Origin of the sequence: Paenibacillus sp. B1-35, assembly GCF_050474385.1 — a bacterium.
Classification (GTDB): domain Bacteria; phylum Bacillota; class Bacilli; order Paenibacillales; family Paenibacillaceae; genus Paenibacillus_B; species Paenibacillus_B alvei.
This window is the reverse complement of record NZ_JBCHVJ010000007.1, coordinates 179,452-192,588: the sequence shown is the minus strand read 5'-3', so window position 1 is coordinate 192,588 and position 13,137 is coordinate 179,452. Positions and strand designations below refer to the sequence as shown.

17 protein-coding genes are annotated in these 13,137 nt (G+C 46.9%); 7 read left to right on the top strand and 10 right to left on the bottom strand.

Translation table 11 applies throughout. The features are described from left to right. The first annotated feature begins 123 nt into the window (after positions 1 to 123). Complete coding sequence (locus ACQ5BJ_RS22005) at positions 124 to 1,269, top strand: glycerate kinase (RefSeq protein ID WP_005551083.1); 1,146 nt, start codon at positions 124 to 126, stop codon at positions 1,267 to 1,269. Between the two features lie 118 nt (positions 1,270 to 1,387). Here ACQ5BJ_RS22005 and ACQ5BJ_RS22000 read toward each other — a convergent pair whose 3' ends face one another. Further along, complete coding sequence (locus tag ACQ5BJ_RS22000; RefSeq protein WP_005551082.1) at positions 1,388 to 1,633, bottom strand: NifU family protein; 246 nt, start codon at positions 1,631 to 1,633, stop codon at positions 1,388 to 1,390. Between the two features lie 91 nt (positions 1,634 to 1,724). Between ACQ5BJ_RS22000 and ACQ5BJ_RS21995 the strand changes: the two genes are divergently transcribed. Continuing rightward, the gene (locus tag ACQ5BJ_RS21995) at positions 1,725 to 1,979 is read left to right on the top strand and encodes a YuzB family protein (protein ID WP_005551081.1); all 255 of its coding nucleotides are present in this window, start codon (positions 1,725 to 1,727) and stop codon (positions 1,977 to 1,979) included. Positions 1,980 to 2,025: 46 nt separating this feature from the next. Here ACQ5BJ_RS21995 and ACQ5BJ_RS21990 read toward each other — a convergent pair whose 3' ends face one another. The 3 genes from ACQ5BJ_RS21990 to mqnE are packed head-to-tail and all read right to left on the bottom strand — an operon-like array spanning position 2,026 to position 4,445. Further along, positions 2,026 to 3,099, bottom strand: a complete 1,074-nt coding sequence (locus ACQ5BJ_RS21990) for an NAD(P)/FAD-dependent oxidoreductase (protein ID WP_005551080.1) — start codon at positions 3,097 to 3,099, stop codon at positions 2,026 to 2,028. Positions 3,100 to 3,129: 30 nt separating this feature from the next. Next, positions 3,130 to 3,291: a hypothetical protein gene (locus ACQ5BJ_RS21985; RefSeq protein WP_005551079.1), complete on the bottom strand. Its 162-nt coding sequence runs from the start codon at positions 3,289 to 3,291 to the stop codon at positions 3,130 to 3,132. 47 nt (positions 3,292 to 3,338) lie between these two features. Further along, positions 3,339 to 4,445: an aminofutalosine synthase MqnE gene (mqnE, locus tag ACQ5BJ_RS21980; protein ID WP_005551078.1), complete on the bottom strand. Its 1,107-nt coding sequence runs from the start codon at positions 4,443 to 4,445 to the stop codon at positions 3,339 to 3,341. 267 nt (positions 4,446 to 4,712) lie between these two features. Here mqnE and ACQ5BJ_RS21975 point away from each other — a divergent pair, with 267 nt between their 5' ends. After that, positions 4,713 to 5,072 (top strand): HesB/IscA family protein, encoded by a 360-nt coding sequence (locus ACQ5BJ_RS21975; protein ID WP_171416896.1) that lies wholly within the window; start codon positions 4,713 to 4,715, stop codon positions 5,070 to 5,072. 209 nt (positions 5,073 to 5,281) lie between these two features. Then, positions 5,282 to 5,503 carry a hypothetical protein gene (locus ACQ5BJ_RS21970; protein ID WP_163978907.1) on the top strand — a complete coding sequence of 74 codons (222 nt, stop codon included), beginning with the start codon at positions 5,282 to 5,284 and terminating at the stop codon, positions 5,501 to 5,503. Positions 5,504 to 5,642: 139 nt separating this feature from the next. Here the strand turns inward: ACQ5BJ_RS21970 and ACQ5BJ_RS21965 are convergent, their stop codons facing one another. The 4 genes from ACQ5BJ_RS21965 to ACQ5BJ_RS21950 form a co-directional block, all read right to left on the bottom strand. Beyond that, positions 5,643 to 6,041: a DUF2871 domain-containing protein gene (locus ACQ5BJ_RS21965; RefSeq protein ID WP_005551073.1), complete on the bottom strand. Its 399-nt coding sequence runs from the start codon at positions 6,039 to 6,041 to the stop codon at positions 5,643 to 5,645. 93 nt (positions 6,042 to 6,134) lie between these two features. After that, complete coding sequence (locus ACQ5BJ_RS21960; RefSeq protein WP_005551072.1) at positions 6,135 to 7,547, bottom strand: sensor histidine kinase; 1,413 nt, start codon at positions 7,545 to 7,547, stop codon at positions 6,135 to 6,137. Continuing rightward, positions 7,544 to 8,224 carry a response regulator transcription factor gene (locus ACQ5BJ_RS21955; RefSeq protein ID WP_430112371.1) on the bottom strand — a complete coding sequence of 227 codons (681 nt, stop codon included), beginning with the start codon at positions 8,222 to 8,224 and terminating at the stop codon, positions 7,544 to 7,546. Before ACQ5BJ_RS21955 ends, ACQ5BJ_RS21960 begins: the two co-directional genes overlap by 4 nt. 155 nt (positions 8,225 to 8,379) lie before the next feature. Continuing rightward, on the bottom strand, positions 8,380 to 8,586 hold the full coding sequence (locus tag ACQ5BJ_RS21950) for a hypothetical protein (protein WP_005551070.1): 207 nt from the start codon (positions 8,584 to 8,586) through the stop codon (positions 8,380 to 8,382). A 196-nt stretch (positions 8,587 to 8,782) separates the two neighbouring features. On the opposite strand from ACQ5BJ_RS21950, the gene ACQ5BJ_RS21945 reads away from it, so the two are divergent. Both ACQ5BJ_RS21945 and ACQ5BJ_RS21940 read left to right on the top strand, forming a co-directional pair. After that, positions 8,783 to 9,445, top strand: coding sequence for a YheC/YheD family protein (locus ACQ5BJ_RS21945; protein WP_005551068.1), 663 nt, complete (start codon positions 8,783 to 8,785; stop codon positions 9,443 to 9,445). A gap of 280 nt (positions 9,446 to 9,725) precedes the next feature. Further along, a complete protein-coding gene (locus ACQ5BJ_RS21940; RefSeq protein WP_028533731.1) occupies positions 9,726 to 9,875 on the top strand; it encodes a sporulation histidine kinase inhibitor Sda in 150 nt (49 codons plus the stop codon). Between the two features lie 20 nt (positions 9,876 to 9,895). Here ACQ5BJ_RS21940 and ACQ5BJ_RS21935 read toward each other — a convergent pair whose 3' ends face one another. Together ACQ5BJ_RS21935 and ACQ5BJ_RS21930 are read right to left on the bottom strand one after the other, a co-directional pair. Further along, positions 9,896 to 10,147: a hypothetical protein gene (locus ACQ5BJ_RS21935; protein WP_005551067.1), complete on the bottom strand. Its 252-nt coding sequence runs from the start codon at positions 10,145 to 10,147 to the stop codon at positions 9,896 to 9,898. Between the two features lie 63 nt (positions 10,148 to 10,210). Then, positions 10,211 to 11,221 carry an NAD(P)/FAD-dependent oxidoreductase gene (locus tag ACQ5BJ_RS21930; RefSeq protein ID WP_268594138.1) on the bottom strand — a complete coding sequence of 337 codons (1,011 nt, stop codon included), beginning with the start codon at positions 11,219 to 11,221 and terminating at the stop codon, positions 10,211 to 10,213. Positions 11,222 to 11,739: 518 nt separating this feature from the next. Here ACQ5BJ_RS21930 and ACQ5BJ_RS21925 point away from each other — a divergent pair. Further along, entirely contained in the window at positions 11,740 to 12,936 is a 1,197-nt protein-coding gene (locus ACQ5BJ_RS21925) for an NAD(P)/FAD-dependent oxidoreductase (RefSeq protein ID WP_430112368.1), read from the top strand. Positions 12,937 to 13,137: the final 201 nt, after the last annotated feature.

Sequence of the window (13,137 nt, the reverse complement as noted above, 5' to 3'; positions counted from 1 at the left end):
GCGAATGATAGAAATAACGGAGAAGTTCACTGGATCGTGAATAGGCTCTAATTAAGATATAGACAGATAGATGGACGTATTCGTAGGCAAAAAGTCAGATTGCATGGATAGGAGTGGATCAGCATGAAAATTGTAATTGCTCCAGACTCGTTTAAAGAAAGCTTGTCCGCATGGGAGGCATGCCAGGCGATTGGCCGTGGCTTGGAACGAGTATTCCCAGAAGCGGAACTGGTACATGTGCCGATGGCTGATGGCGGAGAAGGAACGGTACAGTCATTAGTCGACGCGACAGGTGGTCGAATTGTACGAACGACAGTGACTGGGCCGCTTGGAACACCAGTGGAAGGATTCTATGGCGTTCTCGGTGATGGCAAGTCAGCGGTCATTGAGATGGCAGCGGCGTCGGGACTGGCTCTTGTACCGCCAGAACAACGGAATCCGCTTGTAACGACGACGCGAGGAATGGGAGAACTGATTCTTTCTGCACTGAACGAGGGAGTAGAGACCATTATTCTTGGACTTGGCGGCAGCGCTACAAATGATGGTGGAGCTGGTATGGCGCAGGCGCTTGGGATACGGTTAATGACTGAAGACGGTACGGAAATCGGGTATGGCGGCGGTGAGCTTAGCCGTATCGCGCATATCGAAATGAGTGGTGTGGATCCACGGCTCGCAAGGGTAAAATTCATTGCAGCCTGTGACGTTGACAATCCGCTTGTCGGAGAACGCGGAGCCTCGGCTGTATTTGGCCCACAGAAGGGGGCGACAGCGGACATGGTGAAGCAGCTTGATGCGAACCTAGCTCACTATGCATCGCAGGTGCTGGCAGACGTAGGCTGTGATGTGGCCCATATGCCTGGCGCTGGTGCTGCAGGTGGGCTTGGAGCAGGAGTTGTAGCCTTCCTGCAAGCGGAATTAAAGCGCGGAGTAGATATTGTTGTCGATGCCACTGGATTGGCGGAACACGCTGCTGGTGCGGACATGGTGATTACCGGAGAAGGCAAAATTGATGGACAGACCATCTACGGCAAGACGCCTATTGGCGTAGCTAAAGCTGCCAAGCTGCATGATATACCCGTTATCGGAATTGCAGGTACACTTGCAGCAGGATATGAATCAGTTCATGAGCATGGAATTGATATGGTATTCACGATTGTGCCAGGGGTAACAACATTAGAGGATGCCATGCAGCATGCATCGGCAAATATGGAGCGTACCGCCTATAATATTGGAATGGCATTAAAGTTCGGGAAGCTGTTGAAATCGTAGCGGTAGCTGGATGCGGAAGCGGCAATTATCGTTTTCAATTCGGATTGAAAAAAGGCTGTCGCCGGCAGAACGAACTGCTGGCGGACAGCCTTTTGTCTTAGGAAGCCGAATGATTCAATTAGAATACTTGGACGACTTCTGTAATGCCTTCTACTTCTTCCACCAAAGCGCGTTCAATACCCGCTTTCAAAGTGATTGTGGAGCTTGGGCAGCTGCCGCAAGCGCCCATCAGGCGAAGCTTAACGATGCCGTCCTCAACATCAACCAATTCGACATCGCCGCCGTCGCGCTGCAAGAACGGGCGCAGTTTATCCAACACTTCCAGCACTTCATCGTAAATGCTGCTTTGTGCATTTTCGCTCATCTATGACAACTCCTTTCATCCATGCTGATTTTATTATATTATAAAGCTATCCGAATTCAAAGGCATTACATGAAAGCGGGGGATAATGTCAATGCGACCAATCATAGAATTTTGCGTGAATAATATGCATCATGGAACAGACAAGGTCATGAAGCGCCTGGAAGGCAATCCAGAGTATGATGTGCTGGAGTATGGATGTCTAGGGAATTGCGGGGAGTGCTACATGTTTCCGTTTGCGCTCGTAAATGGCGAAATCGTGGCTGGGGAATCGGCAGATGAGTTATATGACAAGATTATGAACAAAATAGATGAAATAAAAGCATGGGAGCAGTTGGACATCGATTGATGCCGCTGCTCCCATGCTTTGTTATAGAGGAGAATCATTGCATATATTATCCGAAATGGTGCTTAGACATCCATAATACACCGCTTTTGATGACGCGAGGCACATAGCCTACAACGGCACGCTTGCCAACGACGCCGAAGCCGGATTTTTTGCCCAATGCTCCAAGGACACCCTTAAGCTTGATTTTACCTAGTTGAGGCGTTTCACCCTTCCATCTAGCTCGTATCACATCAGCGATTTGCTCGCCTTGGGCTCCAGCAGCCTGTGCACTTGGCGAGAACGGAAGGCTCGCGCAATCACCAACAACGTATACATTCGGATATTCCGGAATGTGATGGTACTCATTAATGATAACGCGACCCTGTTGATCCTTAGCAACTTGGAGTTGCTGTACAGGAATCACAGGCTGAATGCCGGCAGTCCATACCGTTACGTCAGACAAAATTTCTTCCTCGTTGTCTTCCTTCCGGTTATAGATGACCCCTTCCTCCAGATGGCTTACATTTACAAAGGAACGAAGCTCAATATGGTGCTCAAGGAACCAGCCGGAGACAAAGTGAGAGAGCTTCTCCGGGAACGCTGACAGCACGCGTGATCCCCGATCCAAAATTCGGATGTTGATATCAGGACGACTCTCACGCAGCTCTGCTGCCATTTCAACTCCACTCAGTCCGCCGCCAACGATGCTCACCTGACCGTATGGCCGGATGTCATTAAGCAGTTGGTAGGTGCGTCTTGTGCTGGCGAGTGATTGAATGCTATTGCCGAATTGCTCGGCCCCTGGAATGCCGTGATATTTATCTGTACAACCTAGCCCTATGACCAAGTGATCGTAGACTAGTGTATCGCCATCCGTAAAATGGACGAGCTGTCCGTCCAAGTCAATAGATTGAACATTGCCATAGTGCAGATGCACGCGTGGATCGTTCGGAAAGGAAACGCGAATATCCATATCCGACACTGTTCCAGCTGCTAATGCGTAGTATTCCGTCTTGAGTCCCTGATAGGGCATGCGGTCAACTAATACAAGCTGTACATCGGAAGGCAGCTCGCCCTCCAACAACCGACTAATGATGGCCAATCCTCCGTAGCCGCCACCGAGTATGACGTATCGTTTCATCTGTTCGACTCCCCCCATGTTGCCGAATGATTAAGTATGGTAGGTGCTGTGCCGCAAGCGGCGATTACGTCGTATGGGTCCACTCATTTGTCTGGGACGCGATTCAATGAAGCCGGCTTGAAGCTCAGTCTCCAGTGAGATGAATCGTGCCAACGGTTGCTGATTCTGGGTTGTCGTATCCAATAGGGTCATGCAATACCTCTATCTCTCTATTGTGGTCCATGATTGATTACAACGAATTATTCATATATTTTTATCGGGTTGTAGAACGTATCACGCTCGATTGGCGTGCGTCCTGCACCCTTGATGAGCCATACAAGCTCGTCGCGCGTTAAGCCTTCTGGTGTAAGTGCGCCAGCCGCATGGCTGATGCGTTCCTTCACAAGCGTGCCATGCACGTCAGAAGCGCCGAACGTAAGGGCGACTTGCGTCAACTGTGTTCCGATATTGATGAAGTACGCTTTAATATGTTGAATGTTGTCCAGCATGAGACGGCTGATTGCAATTGTCTTCAAGTCCTCATAAGCGGAATTGCGCCGCTTGATGCTGGCCTTTGGACTTTTTGGCTGCATGGACAATGGGATGAAGACTTGGAAGCCATTCGTCTTATCTTGAAGTTCACGGATCGAGATCATATGGCGAACGCGATCCTCATGAGATTCAATTGCGCCATACAGCATCGTTGTATGTGTCTTCATGCCAAGCTGATGGGCGGTGCGGTGAACTTCGAGATAACGCTCAACGCCTGCTTTTTCGACGCGCATTTTCTTCCGATATTCATCAGACAGAATCTCTGCGCCCCCACCAGTCAAGGATTCAAGACCGGCATTCATCAGTTCTCTGAGCACTTCTTCAATGCTCAAGCCGCTGATGCGCGTGAAGAAATCGATTTCTGCCGCTGTGTAGGCTTTCAGCGTCACATCCGGATATTTTTCATTAAGCGCGCGGAGCGAATCTACATAATAGGAGAACGGTACATGAGGGTTGTGACCCCCCACAATATGGAACTCACGTACGCCCGGATGAATATGCTGTTCCACATAGTCGATCATTTCTTGGCCGGACAAGGTGTAAGAGCCATCTTCCCCTTGATCTTTACGGAAGTTGCAGAAGGCGCAATGCGCTTCACATACGTTTGTGAAATATAAGGACATATTTTCAATAAAATAAACATTCTTGCCGTTCTTGCGCATATTCGCAAGATTCGCCAATTGACCCAAAGTCAACAGGTCGTCTGTTTCATACAAATAAATGCCATCTTCGAGTGTCAGGCGTTCGCCGCGTTCGACTTTGTCTGCGATTTCGGCCATACGTGGATCGGCATGACGTGTCATGACTGTAGTCATAAACAGGCCCCCTTCAGGTAGATATCATGTCATTTTCAGCACCAAAATGCTGTTATTGACAAATAAAAAACTCCGCGGCGGATAAGTTCCGTCGGAGATTGCAGTGAAACGAATCACAATAATTGATGTCAGTACCATTATACATTCGCATAAGAGGTGGGGCAATACGTCTACAGGAAGTAAAGGTGCAAATTACCAGCATTGCATGTTCTCTTGTATATGCCGAAAGGGATGGTTATACTTAGTAATACGAGGAGGGTGATTAGAATGATTACAATCAGCGATGAAGCGATTGAAAAGATAAAGGAAATGATTGCACAAGAAGAAAATGAAAATTTGTTCCTGCGTATTGGTGTTCGCCCTGGCGGATGCAGCGGGTTTTCTTATGGTATGGGATTTGATGATGAGGAAACGGAGGAAGATGTGCACACGGAGATTGGCGGCATGAAGGTCGTTATCGACAAAGAGAGTGTGCCTCACCTGAGCGGACTCGTCATCGATTATAAGGAATCTGGCATGTCTGGCGGCTTCACGATCGACAACCCGAACGCGGTAGCGACATGCGGCTGCGGCTCCAGCTTCCGTACTGCTACAGATGCGGGAAAAGCAGAGAAGTGTGACGACTAGTCGAGTACTTGAACTATAATTATAGAATTGAATCGCACAGCTTGATTCGATGATCGTGATTCAGCTGATACAGAAGACCTCTCATTACGGTAGATCGTCCTCCCGTAAGAGAGGTCTTTTTTATTGCGTTTCTTACCACAAATCCTAATATTTCTAAACATACTGCAAATTATTTCAGCGAACCTTATAACGAGTAGGAGGTGATACCTATGAATGAACATCATGATGCCCACCAAGTACAGCAATCCACTCATGTGGATCGTACGACGCTGGTGTCCTATAGAGCGTATTGCTCAGAATGTCCGGGAGGATGGCAAGGAACCTGCTACAGTTCCCGTCAAGAATCAACAAGAGACGCGCAAAATCACAACAACACGTACCATGCAGGGACGACAGGGGCAACTGTCATTGAAAGCTCTGGCAGCTGCTAATGCAGCAATTGTAATTGTATCGTCGTGCAGTTGAAATCAAAGTTGGACAAATCAGTCGTCTGTCTCAATCAAAGAAGGCTGCCCTTACTCCTGATGGGGGAGCCGGTGCAGCCTTCCGCTATGCTCGGTATGTGTAAAGCTATTCCTTAATTTTTTTACCCAGCAAGATCATGAACCAAATAATGCTTGCTCCCAATACAGCGTGTCCGAGGCCTGCCATATGGCTCAAGCCCTTCATATCTGTTCCATTTACTTGCAGAAGACCGCGCACCGTCATTGCGGCAATTGTAATAAGCAGGCCGATATTGTATACATAGTACCAGCCTTTGAATGAACGAACCTCATGTACACGGAATTGCTTCGCGAGCAGGGTAGCCAGCAGGAAGAACAGAAAGCCCAAGACGAGAATATGAGTATGCAGCGGTTTTAGCGCTGTGTAATCCATGAATTCGTTTACTTTCGTGAACTCTCGGTAAAAGATACCCGATATAAGGCCAAGAATGGCATAAAAGAATGAAGTGTAATACAGTTTTTTCACAGTAAACTCTCTCCTTTGTAGTGTCATTCGCATGGATGATAGGAGTGTACCGCAGTTGTATGAACCCAATATGAACAGAACATGACAACGAGGTCATGTTCTGTGTTTGTCTGAGGCAGCTAATCGGACGGTGAAGGTCGTGCCTTTTCCTGATTCGCTTAATGCACTAATCGTCCCGTTATGCAACTCAATAATTCGTTTGACGATCGCTAAACCAAGACCTGTGCCTAGTTGTGCTTGTCCTGGCTCCACATGTTCGTTGTATTTGTAAAATCGCTCGAAAATGTGCGGAAGTACGTCTTGAGGAATTCCTCTCCCCGTATCAGATACAACTATGATAATGTCTTCTCCCTGTTGATGGCATCGTACCGTAATTGTTCCTTGCGGCGCAGTGAATTTAATCGCATTCGTCAGCAGATTCGTCCATGCTTGATGAAGCAATCCAGCATCTCCTATCCATATCACCTGATCGAGTTGGAGATTCAGCTCCATGTCCTTTATGCCCCATTGCGGCTCCAGCAGTATAATGACCTCGCGCAGCTGCTCATCCAGCCGGATAGGCGCCTGCTTCATCATCTCCTTACCTCGTTCCAGCGAGGCGAGAGTCAGTAGCTGCCGGCTAATGCCGGATAAGCGCCGTGATTCCTCTGCAATGATATGCAAATAGCGTCGTTCCTGCTCTGGCGGCAGTGGATGATCCATCAACTGTTGGGCTAGACCTTGTATGGAGGTCAATGGAGATTGAATTTCATGGGATACGTTCGCTACAAACTGCTTCTGTACAGAATCGAGCTGACCGAGTGCGCCAGCCATTACCGTGAACCGCCTTGCAAGCTCCCCGATTTCGTCATTGCGATGAAGATCCAGTTTCACCTCATAGTTGCCTTTCTCCAGTTCCATCGTAGCGCGAGTTAGCCGTTGAAGCGGCTTGACCAGATAGCGTGTCTTCACAGATATGAGCACCAAACTAATGACGAAGGTAGAAATGAGCAGCACGGCAATAAGGACGCGAACTTCTTCAGTCTGCTGCACCATGTCGGGACGGATGAACAAGGCATGACGTTCTCCATGAATGACAAGTGGTATGCCATGGCTGAGCGCAAGTCGGTTCTCGAATATAGCGGGAACGAACAGGCTGCTCCATTCACCCTGCTTAAGCATGCCGAGGTACGTATTGCCTGTAAGCACACTATCAATATCTTTAGAGGCAATATCTGCGTGCTTAAAAGGTCTGCCGAATGTTTTCACATGGTGTTCCGGATCAACAAGATACAATTGATACCCTAGCTCAGCTAGGTTCGAAAGGGCTTCATCCGTCGAATGGGTACCAGCCGACAGCATACTGTTCATGTGGGACAGTGCTTGGCCAACCTTCTCCATCTTCTGCTCATAATGGCTCGAGATCGCCTGATTATGTGCAATATTCGCGAGAAAAACGCCGCACACGAAGCTGATAAAGACGATAACGGCGGAAAAGAATACAATTCGAGTATAGAGTGTTTTCAAGGCTCATGAACCTCCAATTTGTAGCCAAGACCTCGAATCGTCGTGATGCGAAAATCGCTCGAATCTTCAGGGAAGCGCTCACGTAGACGCTTAATATGTACGTCTATGGTTCTGCTATCTCCCTCGTAGTCGGCACCCCATATCCAAGCAAGCAGTTGTTCTCTTGTGAAGATGCGCCCCGGATAGGAAGAAAGCTGAGCCAACAGCTCAAACTCCTTGCGGGGGAGTGTATGCTCTGCACCGGATGTGGTTATCGTATAGCTTTGACGATCTATAGTCGTTGCACCAATACGTATGAGGCTGTCAGAGACAATTTGATACCGACGAAGCAGCGCCTTCATGCGGAATAACAGTTCCTTCGGTTCAAATGGCTTCACCAAATAATCATCGGTGCCGGCTGCAAATCCTTGCTCTTTGTCTTCAAGCTCCCCCAGCGCGGTCAGCATCATAACCGGAATATCATATTGCTGGCGAATTTCGGCACATAAGGTCCATCCGTCCTTTAGCGGCATCATCACATCCACGATTGCAATATGTATGGTTTCGTGCTCCAGGATACGTGCTGCAGCTTGCCCATCACTTGCGTCGAAGACGTGATACTGTTCCGATTCCAGCACAAGGCGCAGCATTGTTACAATATTCGGATCATCATCTGCAACGAGTACATGAATGATCAAAGGGATTCCTCCATTCAGATAGGAACGGCTTAAGCGGCTCAATGCAGGGTGAAGCACAAAAATCCTTGAGGCAGCGCATAGCGCGCAGCTCAAGGATTTTGCCCCGTTGTCCGTCATGCGGGAGACGATCAAGCTTTTTGATCAGGACATGACCATCATAAGAACGTCTTGTTGATCATGATGGAGATCAAATAGAAGCAAAATACGGAGAACAGCCAGCATGCTGCACCAAGCACCCGTCTATGCTTTCTCCAAAATTGAAAGCCGATCGCAAGTATTCCGACATTGGCAAGCACAAGCACGACAGACATGGATACGATCGCTATCCAGTACAACGCTTCATATACAGCTGCAGTTGACATGACGGTCGCTCCCATCCTTTATATCCATCCATTATTATCCCTTATACGATACCATCCCAGTCTTGAAAATGACAAGCATTAAGCGTCCATATTGATCCAGTTCAATGAAATAAGGCGTGTGCCTTGGACAATCATACAAGAATCGTGAGCTTCTCTTGAGTATGTATAAGTATTGAAGACGAAAGGGGAGACACGAATGGAAGGCAGACAGCTAGCTAACAAGTGGTTGAAGACTGCGGCATTATTATCAGATCCGCGCATCGCAGGGCATATTCCAGCAACGCGCATTTATAATACGTCCAATCTTCACCAAATGTTGAACAAATACGGTTATGTCGTCGTCAAGCCTGTCGTTGGTACTGGTGGTTCGGGAGTAATAAAAGTAACGAAAAGTGGATCGACCTATCGCTATACGTACCGCTCAAATACGCGCAGCTTCGACGAGTTCGACGCCATGGTGCGATCATTGTCAGGTGTGAAAAAAAAGCGCGCCAACCTGATACAGCGGGGAATTGATCTTGCTACAATTGGCGGAAGACCGATTGATTATCGAGTAAAGGTAGTGAAGAAGAACGGCAAATGGGGATTTCGTGCAATGGTTGGACGATTAGCGAAAAGAGGATTGTTCGTGACGAACTTGTGCAAGGGAGGCACGATGCTTACCGCAGCCCAAGGCATTACTCAATCGCTTCCTGGACAAAGCGTTAGCGCTAAAAAGAGTAAAATGAAACACCTGACAAGAGTATCCACAGCCATTTTAGAGAAGAAATACCCTGGAATCGGACAGTTGGGCTTCGATTATGGGATAGACCGTTCGGGACATATTTGGATTTTTGAGGTAAACACGAGACCGCAGTAACCACAATCACTGGGTATAGATTCCAGAAGTGTAAATTTGATAGATAACATTTAATAGATATCATGATGTGATTAAACTTTTTTATTAATGAACAGGCCAAAAAGATGTGAATAACCATATCCACATCATCCCCACTGCTAGACAACGATTTTTGACGTTTATCAACATATTACTCACATTTTTTCCACAGTTGCCTGTGGATATTGGAACGCTTGTTCTGCTTTCTAAAGCCGTGATATGATGAACCCGGCAGGAAAGTTTAGGAAAGGTTGTGATGCAGATGGCTTTGCTTTCCGATGAACTGCTTATTGATTCTTATGAGCAGGCAATCAGGCTCCGATTGGATGAAGAATTCATCGCGCTGCTGCTTGAGGAAATGAAAAGGCGCTGCCTTTGTCCGACCCTCTTCCGAATACCGGTATGCACATAGATGACCGGCATGCCGAGACTTTACTCCCAAGCTAAGCCGTTCACATAGTTAGTTGCATGACAGTGCTCACAATAGATTATATGCAGGCACTGCATCGACACAGAACCATCATGAAGCATGATTTCATGAGATGTGGAATCGTCTGGCTGATACGGGGCGTAAGGTCCAACATAATCTTCCAGTTTGCCGCTGTCAGTGGCTGGGTTCAAACAGTTCGGACATATGATTTCTGTACTGATAATGCCGTTGCATAGTGGACAAACATGAAACAAGGGTATCCTCCTCCGTTATATAAAGATGTTGGAGATAGGATACCCTTTTTTTCGTTTATTTAGTTACATTTTCATGCTGCTGCTGTGACCAGGAGACAGCTTGGCTGTTGGATCGATATATACTTTAGCGTTATTGATTGCGGTTGGCGCTTCACCAAAGCCGACTGCGATCAGTTTCAGCTTACCAGGATAAGTCGTAATGTCACCGGCAGCGAACAAGCCTGGAATGTTTGTTTCCATGCGGGAATCGACAACGATGGAGCCGCCTTCGATGTTAAGCCCCCATTCGGAAATCGGACCGAGCGAGGATACGAAGCCGAAGTTGACGATTACTGCATCTACATCAATATCGAATGCTTCCTTCGATTTGGTGTCAGCCAGTGTTACGCGCTCAATACGGCCTGCATCTCCATGCAGCGCGGTAATTTCTGTTGGCGTAATGACTTTAACCTTAGAGTTCATCAACTGCTCCACACTATGTTCATGCGCACGGAATTTGTCGCGGCGATGAATGAGTGTAACTTGCTCTGCGATAGGCTCCAGCATAAGTGCCCAATCGACAGCAGAGTCGCCGCCACCGCTGATTAGCACGCGCTGGCCCTTGAACTGCTGCAGGTCGCTTACGAAGTAGTGCAGGTTCGATTTCTCGTATTGTGCTGCTTCTGGAAGCTCCAGACGACGAGGTTCGAATGCACCTACGCCTGCTGTAATGATAACTGATTTTGCATGATGAACGCTTTTGTCTGTAGTAACGGCAAATAGACGCTCTCCAAGCTTTTCTACACCAAGAACCTTCTCTTCCAAGCGAACATCTGGATTGAAATGCTCCATCTGCTTTTTCAAGGAATTAACAAGTTCCTGCGCTGTTACTTTCGGGAATCCGGCAACGTCATAGATGTATTTTTCCGGATATAATGCTGCTAATTGGCCTCCGAGCTGAGGCATGCTTTCAATAAGGCGAACGGAAGCTTGTCGCATTCCGCCGTAGAACGCGGCGAACATTCCGGCAGGCCCGCCACCAATAATTAAAATATCTACTACATCATCTGGTTGCGATGCAAGTTGTGAATTCAAGGCAGAGCACCTCCAATGGCGATGTCTGACCATGTGATCATGGTCATTGTGTATTTAGGCACATCTATCATTATAAACGGAGCTCGACAAGAAGGAAACCGTACTTTGCCTAAGGAAGTCGATATAAATGTGAAAATTATCAAAATTAACCGCTTTCATTGATTGTTCTACAAAAAAGGTGCTTGTAATTTATTTGGAAACTCGATATCATTGCAGTTGAATTGTATGTAAATTGTCGACAATTTGTCGATGTTGGGCATAATGCGATGTGCAAGTGATTATGGTTCTATTGTTTGGTTTACTTTCATTCATTTGGATCATAATAAAAGTGATTACCGATTGCTATGATGTTTTACTGTCTAGATAACGTTTAAGGTTTTTTGTGGGGTTTTTCACAACTTCGTTGGATTGAGGATATACGCGGGTTTCTAGAACAAAGGTATTCATAATTAAAGTTGTAACATGTTATAACCAACCAACACAAAATGATTGACCTGATTGGAAGGAGCTAATGAAAGATGAGTAACATTCCTAAAATCGTAATCCTAGGCGCGGGTTACGGTGGCATTATGGCAGCGCAACGTCTTCAAAAAGAACTAAACTATAATGAGGCAGACGTAACGTTAGTTAGCAAACATGACTATCATTACTTTACAACTCATTTGCATATGCCAGCTGCTGGTACGGATTCCTACGAGAATGCTCGGGTGTCCATCTCGAAGCTGATCGATGAATTCAAAATTGATTTTGTGAAGTCTACGGTGAAGGAAATTCGTATTCAAGATAAGAAAGTCATTCTTGAAGACGGAACTTTGTCTTATGATTATTTGGTTATTGGTGTCGGTGGAGAGCCAGAAACATTTGGTATTCCGGGTCTTGCTGAGTATGCGTTTAGCATTCGCAGCATTAATTCTGTTCGCGTTATCCGTGAGCATATCGAACATCAATTTGCTCTATATAAGCAAGATGAGACTCATCCTGAGCGTCTGAACTTTGTTGTAGGTGGTGCAGGCTTCACAGGTATTGAGTTTATCGGTGAATTGTCCGATCGCATTCCGATGCTGTGCAAACAGTTCGATGTTGATCTAAAATTGGTCAATATTTATAACGTCGAAGCAGCACCAACAGCACTTCCAGGCTTCGATCCTGAGCTTGTTGAGTATGCAATGGATGTATTGAAGAAAAAAGGCGTTACGTTCAAGCTGGCAACAGCGATTAAAGAATGCACACCTGAAGGTGTAGTACTTGCAACAGGCGAAGAAATTAAATCTTCTACTGTTGTATGGACAGGTGGTATTCGCGGTAACCGCTTAATTGAGCAAGCAGGCTTCGAGGCAATGCGCGGCCGCGTGAAGGTTGACGAATTCTTGAGAGCGCCAGGCCATGATAACATCTTTATTATTGGAGACAACTCGCTCATGATTAACCCGGCAATTGATCGTCCATATCCGCCTACAGCGCAAATGGCGATGCAGCAAGGTCCGGTATGTGCAAGCAACATCGTTGCTTCGATCCGCAACCAGCCGCTGAAGAAGTTCGAGTTCCACAACAAAGGGACTGTTGCTTCTTTGGGTAAAGGCGAAGCGATTGGCGTAGTGGGCAAGAAGAAGCTGAAAGGCTTCTGGGCTGCTCAATTGAAAAAAGTAATCGATATCCGCTGGTTGTTCATCATTGGCGGAGTTTCCCTTGCTCTTCGTAAAGGGAAGTTTTTCTAAGCCGAAGCATTATGTTGTACAAGTCATTCTGTTGATGGCTTTGTACGAATACGATTGTTATAAATTTGAGAGGCCGTCTTCGCACGAATGTGCGAGGATGGCTTTTTTTGCTTTAACAGCAGAGACAGCGGTATGCAATCAATTGAAAACTGAATCAGCCGTTGTGCAAGAAGAAGCTGATTGGCGCGTAACGCGGGCCGC

Excerpts from the sequence above, each read along its gene's own strand:
- ACQ5BJ_RS22005 (WP_005551083.1), top strand. The coding sequence starts at position 124 with ATGAAAATTGTAATTGCTCCAGACTCGTTTAAAGAAAGCTTGTCCGCA.
- ACQ5BJ_RS22000 (WP_005551082.1), bottom strand. The coding sequence starts at position 1,633 with ATGAGCGAAAATGCACAAAGCAGCATTTACGATGAAGTGCTGGAAGTG.
- ACQ5BJ_RS21995 (WP_005551081.1), top strand. The coding sequence starts at position 1,725 with ATGCGACCAATCATAGAATTTTGCGTGAATAATATGCATCATGGAACA.
- ACQ5BJ_RS21990 (WP_005551080.1), bottom strand. The coding sequence starts at position 3,099 with ATGAAACGATACGTCATACTCGGTGGCGGCTACGGAGGATTGGCCATC.
- ACQ5BJ_RS21985 (WP_005551079.1), bottom strand. The coding sequence starts at position 3,291 with ATGACCCTATTGGATACGACAACCCAGAATCAGCAACCGTTGGCACGA.
- mqnE (WP_005551078.1), bottom strand. The coding sequence starts at position 4,445 with ATGACTACAGTCATGACACGTCATGCCGATCCACGTATGGCCGAAATC.
- ACQ5BJ_RS21975 (WP_171416896.1), top strand. The coding sequence starts at position 4,713 with ATGATTACAATCAGCGATGAAGCGATTGAAAAGATAAAGGAAATGATT.
- ACQ5BJ_RS21970 (WP_163978907.1), top strand. The coding sequence starts at position 5,282 with ATGAATGAACATCATGATGCCCACCAAGTACAGCAATCCACTCATGTG.
- ACQ5BJ_RS21950 (WP_005551070.1), bottom strand. The coding sequence starts at position 8,586 with ATGTCAACTGCAGCTGTATATGAAGCGTTGTACTGGATAGCGATCGTA.
- ACQ5BJ_RS21945 (WP_005551068.1), top strand. The coding sequence starts at position 8,783 with ATGGAAGGCAGACAGCTAGCTAACAAGTGGTTGAAGACTGCGGCATTA.
- ACQ5BJ_RS21940 (WP_028533731.1), top strand. The coding sequence starts at position 9,726 with ATGGCTTTGCTTTCCGATGAACTGCTTATTGATTCTTATGAGCAGGCA.
- ACQ5BJ_RS21925 (WP_430112368.1), top strand. The coding sequence starts at position 11,740 with ATGAGTAACATTCCTAAAATCGTAATCCTAGGCGCGGGTTACGGTGGC.